Raw genomic sequence first — 17,173 nt, 5'->3', positions numbered from 1 at the left:
CACGTACTATCACTTAAAAAAGACACGCCAACCTCCTAAAAGTATCGCTTTAAAGCTTGATACTACGTATAAACACGTGCAATATTTGGTTTTTATAGTAAGTACTCGTTCGTACATATAAGTATGCGTACGTGATGTGTAAGTGTTCCGAATAGAGAAGTACTGATAGTGGGTTGATATTCCGCTATTCTTAATGATAGCGAGTCCAGACCACATGTGTTCTTTCGTACACCAATAAAGAGTTTAATCTTATGACGTTACCTCCAATAAAAACCGCCGTTATCGGTTACGGATTTTCAGCAAAAACCTTTCATATCCCTTTTGTCAGTTCGCTAGCAGAATTTGAACTTGTAGCCATCAGCACAAGCAATGGTGAGGCAGTCTCTAAAGATTGGCCAAGTGCTGAGCACTATGTATCAGCATCTGAGTTGCTGACTCAATCAGACGCCGAATTGGTAATCATCACGGCACCAAACGATGTGCATTTCAATTTAGCAAAACAAGCGATCGAAAATGGCAAACATGTCATTATTGAAAAACCTTTTGTTACGCGTGTGGAAGATGGCGAAACGCTTATCACTCTAGCCAAAGAAAACAACCGAGTATTAAGTGTTTATCATAACCGTCGCTGGGATGGTGACTTCTTAACAGCCAAGAAGCTTATTGATAAGAAACATATCGGCGAGATCAAGCATTTTGAATCTCACTTTGACCGCTTCCGCCCAGAAGTGCGTCAGCGTTGGCGAGAACAAGCAACCGACGGCGGTGGCATTTTGTTCGATTTAGGCTCCCACTTAATAGACCAAGCGCTGGAACTCTTTGGCGTACCTGACGCAATCAGTGCTGTATGCAAAATGATGCGCGAAGGCTCTACGACTGTGGATTATTTTGATGTCGTGATGCACTACCCGAATCACGTAGCAATTGTCCACGGTGATCTATTTAGTGCTGGCCCGAATAAACGTTTTACACTTAAAGGAACCAAAGGTAGCTACGAAAAGTTAGGTTTAGATCCTCAAGAATCACGCTTAATTGAAGGTATATTACCGAACGAACCAAGCTGGGCAGATGAAACATCAGATAATTATGGGTGTTTATATGGTGCTGAACATGATGAAGTTGTCACCACAGAAAGAGGTGGCTATCAACACTATTTCTTGCAAATGGCGGAAGCGATTCGACACAACACGGCCCCACCCGTTAGAGCTGAAGATGCGCTGTGGAACATCAAGCTGATCGAACTCGCAATGGAAAGCAGTCGCTTAGGTCAAAAACTACCTGTAATAAAGGATGATAAATAAATGAGTGTCGATATTTTATCTGAATTATTGGAGCAAGAGTCTGACTTACAGTTAACCCAATTCAATCATGACATTGCGTGGGAATTAGGCTGTTCTCTGAAGGCCGCTGCTGAGGCACTATCTGCTTCAGTAACCATAGAAGTCTATGCGTTTGAACAAGTGCTATTTAGCTATGCCATGGCTGGCACCAGTAAAGACAATCAAGACTGGGCAAAGCGTAAGCGTCAATCCGTTCTGCGCTTTGGACACAGTTCTTACTATCTTGGCCATTACAATGCTTCTAAACAACGTGATTTTGACACTCTTCCGCATATTGATTCACGTGAATACTGTGCACACGGTGGTTCCTTCCCAATACGAATTAAAGATAGCGGACTTGTTGGTGCGATTACCGTATCGGGATTGCCAGCGGAGCAGGATCATAACTTGACGGTAGAGGCTCTTAGGAACCATTTACTCGGTTAGTTAAAAAATGCCCCTTTTCAAAACAAGCTCGAAAAGGGGCATTTACAGAATGAGTTGGGTTACCCTGATATCTTTGGGTTACGCTGATATCTTTGGGTTACGCTGATATAAATAGTTTAAGTGGCTTCAAACGCCAGCGCTTTCTTTTCCACCTGGCGGAATACCAATGTAAGAATACCATTGACGGTCAAGTAAAATGCCCCAGCAACACCGAATACCGTCAATGTGTCATAGGTTTGAGCGTTGATACGCTGTGCATATCCCATTAAATCCATGATGGTAATCGTGCTTGCCAAAGAGGTACCTTTAAAGACTAAAATAACCTCATTGGAATAAGCAGGAATCGCGCGACGTATCGCGTAAGGGAGCAATACTTTTAATGTTGTCGCTTTATTCATACCAAGCGCTCGGCATGCTTGCCATTGGCCTGATGGAATCGCGTTAAAGGCACCTTTAAATAACTGAGTGCTGTATGCAGCCGTGTTTAACGACAACGCTAGCATCGCACAAAACCAAGGTTGACTTAGCCACGTCCACAAAAAGCTATCTTTAATGGCATCAAATTGACCCGGACCATAATACACCAAGAAAATTTGCACTAATAAAGGCGTGCCCGTAAATAAAGTGATCAGCCCGCGACTCAGCCAATGCATAACAGGCGTTCGTAAAATCAACGTTAGTGTCATCATTAATGCGAGGACACATCCAACGATCAACGATGCAGCGGTTAATTGTAAGCTTGTACCTAGGCCTTCAAGCAGTTGCCAAATGTGTTGTTCATTCATGCCGCTGTCTCCTGCCCCATGCTGATTCCTTGAACTGAGAATTTCTTATCAATTACTTTTACAGCACGTTGAGTCACTAACGTGATCACTAGATAAACCGCCGCTGCAGTTGCATACCAAGTAAACGCTTCGTGCGTTGCAGCAGAAGTTAGCTGCGCTTGCTTGAGTAGGTCAGTTACACCAATCAAAGAAACCAATGCCGTGTCTTTTAATAGGACTAACCATTGGTTCATTAACCCCGGTAGAGCGTGCCTCACGGCTTGGGGAAGCACAATACGTACAAAAGCATGTGCTTGGCTGATCCCCAATGCACTTGCTGCTTCCCGTTGGCCTTTTCCCACGGCTTTTAACGCGCCGCGTAATGTTTGAGAAGCATACGAAGCGAAGATCAACGACAACGCAATCACACCAGACAAAAACGGGCTCACTTCAATAAAGTCTCCGGTGACCAGAAACAGCACTTGGGTTGAACCAAAATAAATGAACAACACAACCAACAGTTCTGGCAAACCGCGTATGATCGTGACAATGCCAGTCGTAGGCCATTTAACCAACACTCGACGTGACATTTCACCACTGGCGAACAACACAGCCAGAACCAAACCGACTAATAGACTTATAAAGGCAAGCTGGACAGTCATCCAACTCGCTTGCACAAGTGATAAAGAGTAACCCGTTAAAACCATATTACTTACCGAAGTACTTATTAAAGATAACGTCGTAATTGCCGTTTTCTTTAACTGCTTTCAGGGCTGCATTCAGTTTGTTCACAAGCTCTTGGTTGTCTTTGTTGACGGCAATACCAAACCCATTACCAAAGTATTTAGGGTTGGTAACATGATCGCCAACGTAAGTTAAGCCATCTTCTTTCTTAAACCACTCAGCAACCACCGCAGTGTCACCAAATACTGAGTCGATACGACCATTCTTCATGTCGATAAATGCATCTTGGTAGCTTGAATAAGGCACAGCAGTGACACCTGGTAGCTGATCAATCAAGTAGCTTTGGTGTGTCGAGCCATTTTGTACACCTACTCGCTTACCTTGCAACTCAGTTTTATCTGCAACTTTCCCTTTCACAGATACAAACGCAGCAGAGTTTTCATAGTAAGGGTGAGTGAAGCTCACTTGTTCCAAACGAGCATCTGTGATGTCCATTGCCGAAATAGCCGCATCATAGCGCTTGAATTTTAATGCTGGAATCAAGCTATCGAATGCTTGGTTATGAAAACTACATTTCGCTTCCATTTCTTTACAAAGCGCATTGGCCAAATCCACATCAAACCCTTGAATTTGGTTATTCTCGTCCATGTATTCAAATGGCGCGTAAGTGGCTTCCATTGCGAATTTAATTTCGTCTTGTGCTGCTGCATTCGCTGATACGAGACCGATTAGCGAAGCTAGTAGAATCTTTTTCATTGCAAAACTCCATGTGTATGTCTTGGGCTGACACTCGCAATGACAGCCGGTCATCTGTGGTTGGTTATTTCTATTATTAATTTATTGCAGACTTAATGTTTTAAGTAATCCGCAAATTGATTCGTTTGAGGATGAATAAATGCGTCGTGCGTACCATGTTCAACGATGTGGCCTTTTTCAAGGTACAAGACATGGCTTGCTATCTTCTTAGCAAATTCAACTTCGTGAGTGACCACAACTTGTGTAATACCAGTTTCACTTAAATCTTTAATGATTTTAACTACTTGATTGGTAATTTCAGGATCAAGGGCTGCTGTGGGTTCATCGAACAGAAGCACTTCAGGTTTCATCATTAACGCACGTGCAATCGCAACACGTTGTTGCTGACCACCAGAAAGCTGCATAGGCCACGCATCAGCTTTATCTGATAGATGCAACGTTGACAAAATTTGCATAGCTTGCTGTCTTGCTTCACCTTTATCCAGTCCGGCCACTTTTACTGGTGCTTCGATTAAGTTTTCCATCACAGTCATATGTGGCCACAAATTATACTGCTGGAATACCATTCCAACCTTACGACGCAACGCTAACCCTTGTTTCTCTTTAATTTCATTCGAGAAGTCAAAAGCGTCACCTGTGATGTTTAACTTACCGTTATCGGCACCTTCTAGAAGGTTTAGGACACGCAGAAGAGAACTCTTCCCTGCTCCACTCGGGCCCAGCAATACCAGTGTTTCACCATTTTCACAGTTAAAACTGACATCGTGAAGAACCTTTGTGTCACCGTAGGATTTATTAACTCCGCTTACCTGAATACTCATGCTGCAATACCGCATTAATTGTCACTAGGCGGTAATTTTACCCACTGAAAGGTTTTATGCAATAAAAATGTATAATAATTTACGTCGATAAATTTTTGTATAGGAAACTAACTGCAATACAGTGGTTATGACTGGTTTGATGAGATTGTTGTAAAACCTATCAACCGAAAGTTAAGACGTGTCTAATCGATATTGACGAGATGGCAAGAATCGCATCGAAGATAGATGATTTTTATTCCATAAATGAGATTAAATAATCCGTACTTCCCTTTCTGTATTAACATTTATGTTAATTATGTTTTCGCTCGTGGCAATAGAGTCGCTATTTAATTTATTAAGGAGGTATGACCAACAAAAAGACTTCCCAAAGGTACACCGCACTCATAAGTCGATTAACACGCAATGAAACTGCATCAAGAAGTTGTAACTTAGAAGTATTAGTAGACGTTTGAGCTTTTCATTAATGCTTAGCTTATACAGGATATTAGATATGAAAATTTACTCTTTTTCTAAAAAGATAACTGGTTGCACGTTACTCTTCTCCATACCCGGCATTGCTTACGCCTTTGAATGCCCTCCAGGTGCACCTAACATATGTGCACCAGCTGCAGTCATCGAATCTACAGTGCCAAGACTATTGTCAACCGTATCTCCTGGCGACGCTCCCCTTGTATTAAGGACAACCACACTTATCACCGCAGCTTGGTTTGATGCTATCGCTCCTTACAGTGCAACAGCGGTTGGCGTACATTCCAGTTTAGATCGTCTCGAACCCGGGGACGATGACTCCAATAGAAACATCGCTATCATGTATGCGAGCCACAAAGTGCTCTATAGCTTAATGCCTCAGTTTGCTGAGGATTGGGATAACATGCTCATAAACCTAGGGCTTGATCCTAATGATAACTCTGAGGACCCAACCTCTCCAATTGGTGTGGGGAATATAGCGGGCGCGGCCGTTGTTGCGGCCCGTGAACAAGATGGCATGAACCAGCTGGGTACGGATTGTAATCAATACTATCCGAAACCCTATGCAGATTGCACTGGCTATCATCCGGTGAATACAGCAGAAAAACTATTCAATCCTAAAAGGTGGCAACCAGACACACTCACTTCAGGTAACGGCATATTTTACTCCCAACAATTTGTTACTCCTCAACTCGGTAACACCAAACCTTTCAGTTACGATAAGCCGACCTTAACAGCACCTAAACCGACAAAATCTTACGCCATCACCCCAAGTGGAAAACCCTTTCCCGAATATGTAGAGCAGGCTCAGCAAGTGTTAGAAGCACAAGCCAATTTATCCGATGAGCAAAAGCTATTTGCCGAGTTCTACGACAATAAGATAATCAGTTTGGGCTATTCGACACTCGCAGCAACGTTTTACCACCAGTTATCGTTAGACCAATTCGTGCAGCTTGACTACTTGGTTAATGTGGCAGCGTTCGATGCGGGCATCACCGTTTGGCACAATAAACGTAAATATGATGCGGTTAGGCCATTTAGTGCCATTCGCTATTTGTACAAGAATGATGACCTTACCGCATGGGGCGGACCGGGAATGGGGACAGTCTCTGATTTAAAAGGAAACGAGTGGCGGCCATATCTACAATCCGCGAACCACCCGGAATACCCTTCTGCAAGCGCCAGTTTTTGTCGTGCTCACGCTACCTCTATCAAACGGTACCTAGAAGAGGAATTGAGTCTATCAGCCCTAGAAGCCAATGACCTAAGCTTCTGGCAGCCTGGATTCCTCCCTCCTCAGTTCGAGGTTTTGTCTAAACAACCTGGTTCATCTCTCATCGAACCAGGCAATACACCTGGAAGTCAAGTCACGCTAGGTTGGGATACCTGGGATGAATTCTCCGATAACTGTGGGTTAAGTCGTTTGTGGGCCGGAGTCCACTTTTACGATTCCATTCCGGCTGGTCAATCTATTGGTGATCCTATTGGATCGGCAGCTTATGAGTGGCTAAAAAGCTATATTGATGGCACGGCGAATAAATAACCTTTTTAACCTCGCCCTATCAAGATAATGTCAGAATCAATCTTCCTTTTTAAGGCATTGGTCTTTATGCCTTAAAAAGGTTCAAAGCACTTATCATTCAGTACAGCATTAACTCATTGAAAGCCAAGATAAGAGTAATAATGAACGTTAAGATTGGGCTATATAGAATTGAATATCGCTAAGATGCTTGGCGAGGCTATTGGGGCATCTTGATCTGTTGATTTATCCATGAAAGAAAAGCTTGAAAACGCGGCCGTTGTTCTTGTCCTTTTGGACAGATTAGATCATAGCCTAGCCCCGAATTAATGGATTCAAAAGGTGCGACCAACTCGCCACTTTCTAAGTGCGGTTTGACGAGATGATACCTTCCCATCAACATGCCCATGGAATTTATCGCTGCCGAGATCGCTAGCGCTCCATGATTAAAAACATAATGATGCCCCAGGATATCCACATCCCGATTGGTCTGCTGTAACCATTGTTGCCACTCGGCTTGTGGAGACAAAAACTCCAGCGACTCAGTACAGTGGATAAAACAGGCGTCTTTCAATTGCTGATCACTTTTATAGAACCCCAACTGTTCGGCATATTCTTTGCTGCAGACCGGCAGCAATACCTCATCGAACAACCGCTGATGATAAAAGTCTGGATGAACATCGTCACCGTAGTAAATAGCTAGGTCGACAGGCTCAGTCTGGAAGTCTAGCTTACTTGCTTTCACGCGAATTTTTACGTTCAGCGTTGGATATCGCTTTTGAAAATCGGCGAGACGGGGCATCAACCATAAATGAGCGAAGGTTGGTGCAATCCCCATATAAAGCTCTCCGGTGAGCTCATTGAAACGTATATCCTCTATTTCGGAAAAGACATTATCGAAAGAGTTCGTTAGCGTCATCAGAATACGACGCCCCTCTTCGGTTAACTCTAGTCGGCGAGTAAGACGCACAAATAAGCTGAACCCCAACTCCGCTTCAAGCTTTTTAATCCGCTGGCTTACCGCCCCTTGCGTCAAAAACAGCTCTTCTGACGCCTGAGTAAAGCTGAGCGATTTCGCGACAACACTAAACGTATACAGATTAGCAATCAACGACTGTTTATTATCCATAACTCTCCTATACATTAATTCAGCTAATCTATAAGCAACAAATTTTCGTTTGTTCAGCTAATTTATCTCATTATAAATTAAACAGAGTTATCTATGAACCACTACGCAATCGCTTGACGTGCGTTTTATAATTAAAAGGGTGAATCAGTTATGAGTGAATCAGGATTTCCAAAAGGCTTCTTATGGGGAGGTGCTGTCGCAGCACACCAAGTAGAAGGTGGCTGGAATGCTGGCGGCAAAGGACCAAGCATTGTTGATGTTTTGTCTAAAGGCGCACATGGCGTCGATCGTATTATTACCGACGGCGTGCAAGACAACGTTATGTACCCTAATCATGAAGCCGTTGATTTTTACCATCATTACAAACAAGACATTGCTCTATTTGCAGATATGGGTTTCAAATGTTTCAGAACCTCGATTGCATGGACTCGTATATTTCCAAAAGGCGATGAAGCACAACCGAATGAAGCTGGTCTAAAGTTTTACGACGATCTATTTGATGAGTTGTTGAAGTACAACATCGAGCCCGTGATAACTCTGTCTCACTTCGAAATGCCAAATCATCTGGTGACGCAATATGGTGGTTGGGCAAATCGTCAAGTGGTCGATTTCTTTGTCACGTTCAGTAAAGTTGTATTTGAACGTTATAAAGAGAAAGTAAAATACTGGATTACCTTCAACGAAATCAATAACCAACGTAACTGGACACACGACTTATTTGGATACTGCAATTCCGGAGTGATTTACCGCGAACATGAAAATCCAGAACAAACTCTGTATCAAGTCGCCCACCATCAGTTTGTTGCCAGCGCGTTAGCCGTGAAAGCAGGCCATGACATCAACCCTGACTTTCAAATTGGTAGTATGATTCACATGATGCCTCTTTACCCAGCAACATGTAAGCCAGAAGACATGATCCAGGCGCAGATTTCCATGAGAGAAAAGTACTTCTTTAGTGATGTACAAGTGAGAGGCCACTACCCACGTTATATCTTACGTGAATGGGAAAGAAAGAATATTCACGTAGACATGCTTCCGGGCGATGACGACATTCTAAAACAAGGCTGTGCCGACTATCTCGCCATCAGTTATTACATGACCAATATTGTCGACGCAGTGCCACCAGAAACTAAAGAACTCAACATTTTTGGTAACAGCCGCCTAAATCCTAACCTCAAGGCATCTGAATGGGGCTGGCAGATAGACCCTGTCGGATTGCGCTACGCACTCTCTGAGTTGTACGAACGTTATGAGCTGCCAATATTTATCGTCGAAAATGGTTTTGGTGCAGCCGACGATGTTGAAAGCGATGGCTCAATCAATGATGACTACCGTATAGAATACTTAGCACAGCACATTAAAGAAGTGGAGAAAGCGATAGCGCAAGATGGTGTCGAAGTACTTGGTTATACGCCTTGGGGCTGTATCGACTGCGTTTCGTTCACAACCGGTGAATACAAAAAGCGTTACGGTTTTATCTATGTCGACCGTCATGACGACAATAGTGGTGACTTCTCACGCTCTAAGAAGAAGAGCTTTGATTGGTACAAAAACGTAATTGAGAGTAACGGACAAAATATATAGTCGCCAGTTAGTTTCGTTCCGAATGAGTAAAAACAAAGAGCCGCTGAACAGAAATGTCCAACTTTATGGAGTCACTTCAAATTCAGCGGCTTTTCCGATGCTTACGATATACAACTCTCTTCTATTCGCATTACACAGTTAACTTATTCTATTAGCACTTCTTGGGATTTCACGGACACCTTAGACCCAACTCTTGAAGGCTCGACGTCGATACGCACTGCCATCTGCTCCTTAAGTTCCGACACATGGGAAATCACACCGATCATTCGCCCTGTTTGCTGCAAGTCCACCAGTGTTTGAATCGCAAGATCCAAAGATTCCGGATCTAAGCTGCCAAAGCCCTCGTCAATAAATAAGGTATCCAATCGAATGCCGCCACTATAGGATTGCACAACATCCGAAAGGCCGAGTGCTAGTGCCAAGGCCGCCATAAATGACTCCCCGCCTGATAAAGTCGCGACATCACGCATTTTTCCGGTGTAGCCATCTTCGACCATCAAGTCGAGTCCGCGACCAGCAGCACCTTTAAAACCATCGGTTTTACGAACAAGAACATAGCGCCCTTTACTCATCAAGCTTAATCGTTGTGAAGCTTGAATCAACACATCGTCTAACAACACACCAAGCACAAAACGGTGCAAGCTCACACGGCTACCCGTTTTACCACTGGCAACATCATAGAGCGTGCCGAAGACTCTATACTCTTGCTCCAACTTGGTATTTTGCTCATGTAACTTTCCGATGTCCGCATGGACTTTCTCCAAACGTTCAAACAGTGATCGAACAGAGTCCAGTTGGTTCCTTGCTTCTAAGTATGCTTGCTGAGAGGTGTTTAATTTAACGTTAAGCACTTGTAAGTCCGGCTGTTTGACCTCTTTCAATGCGTTGTTCAAGTCTGCTAGGGTTTGCTCTAACTTGATTTGGGTTTGCTTAAAGACGTCCACGTCTTGCTGCCAAATCTGAACGTCCTGCTCAGTCGCCTTACTGTTAAGGAACTGTTCTTCATCAGCAAACGCACTTGCTTGCAATGCAGTTTCCCAGTCAGATTTCGCCTTGCTCAGAGTTTGATTCGCATCTAATAACCATTGTTGGTGGGACGTCAGCTTGCTTTCCGCATTCGACTTATCTACAACCGCTTGTTGTAATTGAGCTTGGGCGCTCTCTAATCCCTTATTCAAGTCCGCAATTTGCTTATCTATCTGGGCGATATCCTGTTCAAGCTTATCCAATGAAGTGTATTTGTCATCCAGAGAAGCAAGCAATTTTGTGCGCTGTTCTTGATGTGATTTTTGGGTTGATTCGTTGGCAGCGATCTGATTTTGGAGGTCATTGATCTTACCTTCCCCAACCACACAGCGCTGATTTAACTCATTCACGTTTTGCTCAAGCTGAGCTAAGTTAATTGAATTGAGTTGTTGTAAGCGTTCGTTGAGCTTTGCGATGGACGCTTGAAGCGAATCAATTTTCACGTTCGCGTTTTCACCGAGCTCATCTAACACTTGTTTAATTTGTTGTTTGTACTGGATAATTGAATGGTTATGTTGGTCAAATTGATTTGTTAGCTTATTAAGCGCGACTTGAGCTTCACGCTCCTGATGACGAGCGTGCTGAACCTGCTCTTTCGTCACTTCCTCATCCACAAATTGAGCCGGATTTGGGTGTTCTGTGCTACCACACACAGGACACATTTCCCCCGTTTGTAGACGTAACGCAAGTACTGCAGCCTGCGCATTGTGCCACCTAAGCTCTATAGCATCAGCATCGCGCTGTAATTGTTCATACTTTGATTTTGCTTGACTCACCAACGCTTGTTTCGCTGAGGTTTGCTCATCTAACTTGGCAAGCTCTTTGTTCAAACTGTTTCGTTTTTGTAGATCTTGCATCAAACGCTGCTGTTGTTTGATCTCCGCGTCAACACTCCCGACACTCGCCACATCAACTCGCGCTTGATCTAACGCTTTTTGCCCTTCCTGAGCGTCTTGCGTAAGCTTTTCTTTCAGTGCAACGTATTTTTTGAGCGTTTCTTTGTATTCGCTGTGTTGTAGCAACCCAGCAGAGATCGCTTTATCCAGGTCAACCTTTTCAACCAACTTACTTTTCATGCTTTCAAGTCGGTATTGCTGCTCTGTCAGCTTAGGGACTTGTCCAGCCTGCTCTTTTGCATTTTTAAGTGCCGCGTCTTTCGTTTCTAACGCCGCTTTGGACGTGTTTAGATCCTGAGTGAGTGCGGCGACCTTTTTATCTAAATCCAGAACTTGTTTGATCGCATTTTGTAATGTGGCGTATGGAAGCTCAATTCGGCTCGCCATTTTGGCATTTTCTAATTGCTGTTGACGAACAGAAATCGCTTCTTTTTGTTTTAAATGCTGATTGAGTGCAATGCTCGCTTGTTCACGCTTGTTAAATTCATTATTTAACGCTTCTGCTTTTTGAATGTCGTTTTTCGCCGCATTCAATTGCGCCAATGAGCTTTGCTCTTGTTCCTGCGCTTGATGTAACTGCGTAGCTAGTGCTTCTCGCTGCGCGGTTAACTCGTTTTCTGATGCCACTCCTGCAACTTGCAATGCACCTCGAATCTGGTTATCGAATTCGTTCTTGGCTTTACTGATGGCGCTGGCTTTGTCCTTGAGCGCAAACTCAATCTTTTTATAAATGTCGGTTTGGAACAGCTGACCAAAGATTTCTTCTCGCTCTTTGGAACTGGCGAGCAATAACTCTCTAAATTTACCCTGCGGCAACACCATCACTTGGCGAAACTGGGTTTCATTGAGACCAATAATGTTCGCTACTTCGGTTTTAACTTGCGTGGTTTTACTGGTGATGAGTTTATCTTCTTGACCCAATTCATAAAGTGAAGCGCTGTGCTTACGCACCGTCATTCCTTCTCCGCGTGCTTTGGGGGCTTCTTGTTCTGGAGAGCGTGTCACTCGATACACTTTGCCATGTAAGGCAAATTCCAAAGTGACTTCCGTTGGTAAATCTTCAGCCGCTAAGTCACATCGCATTTGTATGCCCTGCCGCTCGTTGCTCGTGGTCTCGCCATACAGAGCAAAACAAATTGCATCTAAAATGGATGTTTTTCCCGAGCCGGTTGGACCATTAATCAAAAACAGAGGATTACGCCCAAGCTTGTCAAAATCAATGGTCTCAGTGTTCGCAAACGGACCAAAGGCCTGCATTGTCAGTTTAATCGGTTTCATACCGGTCCCTACTGCTGTGAAAGTTGCTTGATGATGTCGCTAATAGCATGCTCTTGTTCTTTTGATAATTGGCTATCTTGCGCCTCAACAAAGAAATCTTTAAACATGTCAATCTCACTGCGCGCCAGTTTTGCTTGAGCTAACTCTTGCTCAACTCCAATTAACATTCCTGGTTTTTCCAAATGCAGCACGTTGGGATAAACGGAGCGAAGCTTTTCCATCGGGTTCAATATGGCGTGTTTATCCATTAAACGGACAAGCAAGTAATCTTCATTCTTTGGATCTGTTTTGCCTTGTTCAATGATCTGTTCGAGTTCGCCTTCAATAATGCGCATTTCGTGCGGAGCCCTGAGTTCTACATGTTCTGATTGAATAAACCCTTCTTGCCCGATTTCCACCAACGTGAAGCCTTTCTTTTGATTTTGCTCACCAAAGCTGTATTTCATCAAGGAACCAGAATATCGGATGTATTCTTCACCCTTTTTCTGTGGTTGGTGTAAATGACCTAATGCAACATAATCGAAGTGTAAAAAGTGCTCATGGCTTACGCGGTCTGAGCCGCCAATGGAAAGTGGACGCTCTGAATCGGATTCGATAGCGCCATCAACGAAGCAATGGCTGATTAGAATATTTTTTTGCTCGGTGTTGAACTGCTCGGTGATTTTTTCAGCTAGGAGCTTATGCGCTTCGTCGTGTGTGGAAACGGGCTTTTTGTAAGCATAACGGACTAACTCGGGATCGTTATATGGCATACCATAGAAAGCAACTTGGCCGGATTGAGGCGTTTCAATCACGACAGGGTTTAACATATCTTCAAAATTACTGATGATATGCAGACCAGCGCGTTTCATTTGCTCAGAGCCGAAACCCAATCGCTCGGCACCATCATGGTTGCCAGAAATCAGAATCATCGGTGTGTTTAGTTCCGTACAGATTCGCTTAACCACACGATTAAGCAACTCGATCGCGATCGTCGGCGGTACAGAGCGGTCGTAGATATCTCCCGCCACGACGACTGCGTCTACAGGATGGCGCTCGATGTACTGAATAAGCTGCTCTAGGACGGCTTGTTGATCTTCAATCAAGGAGACATTATGAAATTGTCGGCCAAGATGCCAATCTGAGGTATGGATAAACTTCATTCGAATTCACTTTCTACCATTAACATGGAATTTTTGATACCTGAACACAGGTAAGTTTGTACCTGTTAGGATATCGTGACTTCGACAGCTTTTCATGTGGTTTGTGGCGTGCGCTCACGCGAATTGATTAATTGGATACTTCGATCACCAAGTGGTTGTTTTTGATAACAAGGCTTGGGTTGGTTGACTCCTGAAGAATCGCTTGGACTGTTTTGCTATCAAGCTGATAGACAGGTTGATTAGACAACGCATAGCCAATCATTGAAGCGGCAGGTTGAAGTAAATTGAAGACTTCTGGTGGTAGAAGGTGATTTTCGTCCTCAAATTGCTCTAATCGAACAAATTGCAAGAAGATCTCGCCCGTTTTTGGGGAATATTTAGGAATCGCACTAAATTCAATGGCTAATCCAAACGTCATGCTTGGTGCCATTAGCATTTGTACCTTGGCTTTGGTGTGTGCAAATATCGAAAGCCGTTCAGCGTCAGCACGACCAATCTTTACGTCAAGATCATCGACTGAAACTTGGGCGGACATAACATTCTCAACCCCAACGGATTGCTTGATCACTGCCTTAGACTCTAAATATTGATCCATGTCCTGTTCGGATATGCAATAACCCACACAGCTGTTTAAACTGGCACAACCATTGACGATCAAGACAACGACCGAGACAAAAAATGTTCTAAATATAGCTTTCACTCTGTATTGCATCATCGCTCATTCGCTCACAAATATCCGCTGCATAGTACATGCAGTCTATCATGCGCGAAACAGATCGTAATAGAACATTAAACCGTAATAGAACATTAAACGAAGTACGCGCGATCAACAAAAGGGTACGCTTTCAAAGTGAGACCACTTAAAAATTCACTCCGTTAGGGAGAAGCTTGAGTTTGTTACCAACGAAGTTAAAAACAAGGTTAACGATGACGAACGTTAAATCTGCCCCATAACAGAATTATCAAATCTACAATGCTAAATACCCAGTTTGACCAGAAGTTGCCAAGAACATTCATACGCTGCGTGGCGGGCTTTGGATAAATCAAAGAAGCGGCGAGATGACAAGCAGCCTTCTGTCTGTAAGGCAAACGCGCCAACACTTTGAGCCATATTAATCCAGATTAAGCGACAAAGTTCATTACCATTAAATTGATAGCTGAGTATTGAGCTGCCAAGCTCATCGATCTCAAGGATTTCTTGAATTTGCATCATTGTTACTCCCCTCTCTCTTCACTAAAGACTCAGGTTACAGATTTAAATTACTGATTCAGATTACAGCTGTGAATTCACGTATTCGATGTAGCTGCGTTTATATTTATCACTACGAACCCACATGTCGTGGCATGAATATAAGGCACTTTCGTAATCCGCTTCGGTAATTTCGTTCGAATCAGCAACTTTCACTAAATTTGCAGTGTGAGCTAATTCACTGGCATGCAGTAAATAAGGGCGTTCCTTATGAAGCACATTCAATTCCGATTGGAATAGATGTTTAGTGCCGTGTTCCGCAACGTAATGAGCGGTAATATCTAGTGCATAGTTGTGAAAACTTTTAAGCCCTTTTCGCATCGCTTGTTGACTGGCAATATAAAACTCTTGCAAGGTCTCATTAGTACTTTGCTGAGTGTTATTGTAATGAGTGGAACCATCATATTGAGGGAATTCTTCTGACTCATTAAAGCTATTGGCGTAAGCGGAGGAAATAAGTGGTAATTGAATGGCCGCAAAAATAATTAATATCGAAATTTTTAAATATTTCATAAATATGCGCTCTCGTTTAGGTTAAACTTGATTAAACATCGTCAGGAAATAGCAAATAAAATCCAGCGAATAAAAAGTAGACATCCCTAAGTGGAGGTGCGTATTACTCCAATATTTATTGTTCCGTGAAGGTTGATAAAGTTTAAAGGTAAATTGATCAGGGTAGGTATATCACCTACCCTGTAAAAAGTGACTCTACAAAGAGAAAGCCACTTTCAAAATATCTTACTAGTAACTTACTGGTAATTAGTTACTTATTACGCGGTCTTCGTCACCATTTTTGTCAGTAATCACGATAACACCACCCGCGTTAAAGCCAGCAGGAGAAACCGAAGAGTACACTAGATCTGTCGCTGAAGAACGGAATGTTTCAACGTCGTTGATGTCCATGATGTTTTGTGCATCAAAAGTAACTTTCGCTTCTTTGGTATTCGCAAAGTCAGCAACGTCAATTTTTAGCTCATGCTTTAGCGAATCATCATCATTGGTATAAGAAGTTTGCAAGTTGTTATCAAACTGCCAGTACGCACCAGGAACTGCAGTCTTAAGCGTGATTACTTTCGCTGCTTGGTCATACATTACTTTAAGCTCTAGCTCAGAAAAGTCATCGATTTCTTCACCTTCAACTGTCTGATCTTCACTAAAGCCAATAGCACTAGCTTTAGGTGAGTAAGTCTTACCAGCGATATCGCAATCACCGAAGTCAGCGTTAGCTTCTAAAAATCCACATTGATCTAAAACGTCATTCACAATCACTGAAGTTGCATCTGCAATTTCAGCTGCTGCTGTGTCAGTTTCACCTGCATCTAAGCTTGTCATCAGAGCTTTCTCTACATCATCAGAGTTACAACCAGCTAGAACACCAGCCACTGCCGCCGCGAGAATGAATTTTTTCATAGCAATATTTTCCATTGTTATTTATCAATAATGTTGAGTGCAGCACTTAGTCAACATGATGCTAAAGCACTACCTCTTGTTCGTTGTCCCACTGGTAACACCACCTTTTTGTGGCTTAAGCCGTTATCAGTAAGATCTCACACTCATAAACAAAAAGCCCATAAGTGTTTGTAAAGTGTAGCTCATTTGTTACGTAAGACCTAGTATTGTAATTGCATATCTTATCGTAAACGCTACTTTTAGTTCGGTGTTTGCCGAGACGTTGTTATTTGATTGACTACAAGTCTACCCATCACCACACACAAAGTAGATTAATTAAAATTAATAATATAAAAAATAAACTAAAACAAAAAGTTACATTAAAACAGTGTGCAATTAATTTAGAAAAAAACAGATTAAAACCAAGATTCACTGCGAAAACAATTCACCCAAAACTGAGTGTGATAACGTCATTTCTTGTGTTTTTTTGTTCTGTCGTTGGTCCACATGCAGCGTCAACGGACAGTATTCGTAATCTTCAATTGTTATCGTGTAGTCTCTGTCAAAATCGCTATAGACACACAGGGTACCCCGTTCAACCACTATCTCTTTTGTCAGCATGACGGAATCATTAGCTGCGGAAACTGGCGCAATAACGCCCAAAATTGTGGTTGCTACGATGCCGGGTAGAGCCTTCATTAT

General features: G+C 43.0%; 16 protein-coding genes. 4 read left to right on the top strand and 12 right to left on the bottom strand.

Annotation, left to right across the window (positions count from 1 at the left end):
* Positions 1-251: 251 nt before the first annotated feature.
* Both ONE56_RS16350 and ONE56_RS16345 read left to right on the top strand, forming a co-directional pair.
* Positions 252-1,301: an oxidoreductase gene (locus ONE56_RS16350; RefSeq protein ID WP_423841085.1), complete on the top strand. Its 1,050-nt coding sequence runs from the start codon at positions 252-254 to the stop codon at positions 1,299-1,301.
* Positions 1,302-1,766 (top strand): heme-degrading domain-containing protein, encoded by a 465-nt coding sequence (locus tag ONE56_RS16345; RefSeq protein ID WP_041154616.1) that lies wholly within the window; start codon positions 1,302-1,304, stop codon positions 1,764-1,766.
* Between the two features lie 116 nt (positions 1,767-1,882).
* Here the strand turns inward: ONE56_RS16345 and artM are convergent, their stop codons facing one another.
* The 4 genes from artM to artP all read right to left on the bottom strand — a co-directional run bounded on the left by artM (position 1,883) and on the right by artP (position 4,791).
* Positions 1,883-2,551 carry an arginine ABC transporter permease ArtM gene (gene artM / locus ONE56_RS16340; protein WP_423841084.1) on the bottom strand — a complete coding sequence of 223 codons (669 nt, stop codon included), beginning with the start codon at positions 2,549-2,551 and terminating at the stop codon, positions 1,883-1,885.
* Complete coding sequence (gene artQ, locus ONE56_RS16335; RefSeq protein WP_423841083.1) at positions 2,548-3,237, bottom strand: arginine ABC transporter permease ArtQ; 690 nt, start codon at positions 3,235-3,237, stop codon at positions 2,548-2,550. Before artQ ends, artM begins: the two co-directional genes overlap by 4 nt.
* Position 3,238: 1 nt before the next feature.
* Positions 3,239-3,970: an arginine ABC transporter substrate-binding protein gene (locus ONE56_RS16330; protein ID WP_415679293.1), complete on the bottom strand. Its 732-nt coding sequence runs from the start codon at positions 3,968-3,970 to the stop codon at positions 3,239-3,241.
* Positions 3,971-4,062: 92 nt separating this feature from the next.
* Positions 4,063-4,791 (bottom strand): arginine ABC transporter ATP-binding protein ArtP, encoded by a 729-nt coding sequence (gene artP, locus ONE56_RS16325; RefSeq protein ID WP_128814613.1) that lies wholly within the window; start codon positions 4,789-4,791, stop codon positions 4,063-4,065.
* 490 nt (positions 4,792-5,281) lie between these two features.
* Here artP and ONE56_RS16320 point away from each other — a divergent pair, with 490 nt between their 5' ends.
* Positions 5,282-6,802 carry a vanadium-dependent haloperoxidase gene (locus ONE56_RS16320; protein WP_423841082.1) on the top strand — a complete coding sequence of 507 codons (1,521 nt, stop codon included), beginning with the start codon at positions 5,282-5,284 and terminating at the stop codon, positions 6,800-6,802.
* A gap of 196 nt (positions 6,803-6,998) precedes the next feature.
* Here ONE56_RS16320 and ONE56_RS16315 read toward each other — a convergent pair whose 3' ends face one another.
* Positions 6,999-7,907 carry a LysR substrate-binding domain-containing protein gene (locus ONE56_RS16315; protein ID WP_423841081.1) on the bottom strand — a complete coding sequence of 303 codons (909 nt, stop codon included), beginning with the start codon at positions 7,905-7,907 and terminating at the stop codon, positions 6,999-7,001.
* A gap of 150 nt (positions 7,908-8,057) precedes the next feature.
* Here ONE56_RS16315 and ONE56_RS16310 point away from each other — a divergent pair, with 150 nt between their 5' ends.
* Positions 8,058-9,491 carry a 6-phospho-beta-glucosidase gene (locus tag ONE56_RS16310; RefSeq protein ID WP_423841080.1) on the top strand — a complete coding sequence of 478 codons (1,434 nt, stop codon included), beginning with the start codon at positions 8,058-8,060 and terminating at the stop codon, positions 9,489-9,491.
* 143 nt (positions 9,492-9,634) lie between these two features.
* On the opposite strand, the gene ONE56_RS16305 is transcribed toward ONE56_RS16310, so the two are convergent.
* The 7 genes from ONE56_RS16305 to ONE56_RS16275 form a co-directional block, all read right to left on the bottom strand.
* The gene (locus ONE56_RS16305) at positions 9,635-12,691 is read right to left on the bottom strand and encodes an AAA family ATPase (protein WP_423841079.1); all 3,057 of its coding nucleotides are present in this window, start codon (positions 12,689-12,691) and stop codon (positions 9,635-9,637) included.
* 8 nt (positions 12,692-12,699) lie between these two features.
* A complete protein-coding gene (locus ONE56_RS16300; RefSeq protein ID WP_423841078.1) occupies positions 12,700-13,833 on the bottom strand; it encodes an exonuclease SbcCD subunit D in 1,134 nt (377 codons plus the stop codon).
* A gap of 127 nt (positions 13,834-13,960) precedes the next feature.
* Positions 13,961-14,545, bottom strand: coding sequence for a DUF1439 domain-containing protein (locus ONE56_RS16295; protein WP_331438548.1), 585 nt, complete (start codon positions 14,543-14,545; stop codon positions 13,961-13,963).
* Between the two features lie 264 nt (positions 14,546-14,809).
* On the bottom strand, positions 14,810-15,046 hold the full coding sequence (locus ONE56_RS16290; RefSeq protein WP_041154609.1) for a hypothetical protein: 237 nt from the start codon (positions 15,044-15,046) through the stop codon (positions 14,810-14,812).
* 60 nt (positions 15,047-15,106) lie between these two features.
* Positions 15,107-15,595 carry a hypothetical protein gene (locus tag ONE56_RS16285; protein ID WP_423841077.1) on the bottom strand — a complete coding sequence of 163 codons (489 nt, stop codon included), beginning with the start codon at positions 15,593-15,595 and terminating at the stop codon, positions 15,107-15,109.
* A 246-nt stretch (positions 15,596-15,841) separates the two neighbouring features.
* Positions 15,842-16,492, bottom strand: a complete 651-nt coding sequence (locus ONE56_RS16280; protein WP_423841076.1) for a hypothetical protein — start codon at positions 16,490-16,492, stop codon at positions 15,842-15,844.
* A 408-nt stretch (positions 16,493-16,900) separates the two neighbouring features.
* Complete coding sequence (locus tag ONE56_RS16275; RefSeq protein WP_423841075.1) at positions 16,901-17,170, bottom strand: hypothetical protein; 270 nt, start codon at positions 17,168-17,170, stop codon at positions 16,901-16,903.
* Positions 17,171-17,173 lie beyond the last annotated feature (3 nt).

Source organism: Vibrio mytili, assembly GCF_049563345.1.
Taxonomy (GTDB): domain Bacteria; phylum Pseudomonadota; class Gammaproteobacteria; order Enterobacterales; family Vibrionaceae; genus Vibrio; species Vibrio mytili.
The sequence above is the reverse complement of the archived record's forward strand: the minus strand, read 5'-3'. Positions and strand labels throughout refer to the sequence as shown.

Excerpts from the sequence above, each read along its gene's own strand:
- ONE56_RS16350 (WP_423841085.1), top strand. The coding sequence starts at position 252 with ATGACGTTACCTCCAATAAAAACCGCCGTTATCGGTTACGGATTTTCA.
- ONE56_RS16345 (WP_041154616.1), top strand. The coding sequence starts at position 1,302 with ATGAGTGTCGATATTTTATCTGAATTATTGGAGCAAGAGTCTGACTTA.
- artM (WP_423841084.1), bottom strand. The coding sequence starts at position 2,551 with ATGAATGAACAACACATTTGGCAACTGCTTGAAGGCCTAGGTACAAGC.
- artQ (WP_423841083.1), bottom strand. The coding sequence starts at position 3,237 with ATGGTTTTAACGGGTTACTCTTTATCACTTGTGCAAGCGAGTTGGATG.
- ONE56_RS16330 (WP_415679293.1), bottom strand. The coding sequence starts at position 3,970 with ATGAAAAAGATTCTACTAGCTTCGCTAATCGGTCTCGTATCAGCGAAT.
- artP (WP_128814613.1), bottom strand. The coding sequence starts at position 4,791 with ATGAGTATTCAGGTAAGCGGAGTTAATAAATCCTACGGTGACACAAAG.
- ONE56_RS16320 (WP_423841082.1), top strand. The coding sequence starts at position 5,282 with ATGAAAATTTACTCTTTTTCTAAAAAGATAACTGGTTGCACGTTACTC.
- ONE56_RS16315 (WP_423841081.1), bottom strand. The coding sequence starts at position 7,907 with ATGGATAATAAACAGTCGTTGATTGCTAATCTGTATACGTTTAGTGTT.
- ONE56_RS16310 (WP_423841080.1), top strand. The coding sequence starts at position 8,058 with ATGAGTGAATCAGGATTTCCAAAAGGCTTCTTATGGGGAGGTGCTGTC.
- ONE56_RS16305 (WP_423841079.1), bottom strand. The coding sequence starts at position 12,691 with ATGAAACCGATTAAACTGACAATGCAGGCCTTTGGTCCGTTTGCGAAC.
- ONE56_RS16300 (WP_423841078.1), bottom strand. The coding sequence starts at position 13,833 with ATGAAGTTTATCCATACCTCAGATTGGCATCTTGGCCGACAATTTCAT.
- ONE56_RS16295 (WP_331438548.1), bottom strand. The coding sequence starts at position 14,545 with ATGCAATACAGAGTGAAAGCTATATTTAGAACATTTTTTGTCTCGGTC.
- ONE56_RS16290 (WP_041154609.1), bottom strand. The coding sequence starts at position 15,046 with ATGATGCAAATTCAAGAAATCCTTGAGATCGATGAGCTTGGCAGCTCA.
- ONE56_RS16285 (WP_423841077.1), bottom strand. The coding sequence starts at position 15,595 with ATGAAATATTTAAAAATTTCGATATTAATTATTTTTGCGGCCATTCAA.
- ONE56_RS16280 (WP_423841076.1), bottom strand. The coding sequence starts at position 16,492 with ATGAAAAAATTCATTCTCGCGGCGGCAGTGGCTGGTGTTCTAGCTGGT.
- ONE56_RS16275 (WP_423841075.1), bottom strand. The coding sequence starts at position 17,170 with ATGAAGGCTCTACCCGGCATCGTAGCAACCACAATTTTGGGCGTTATT.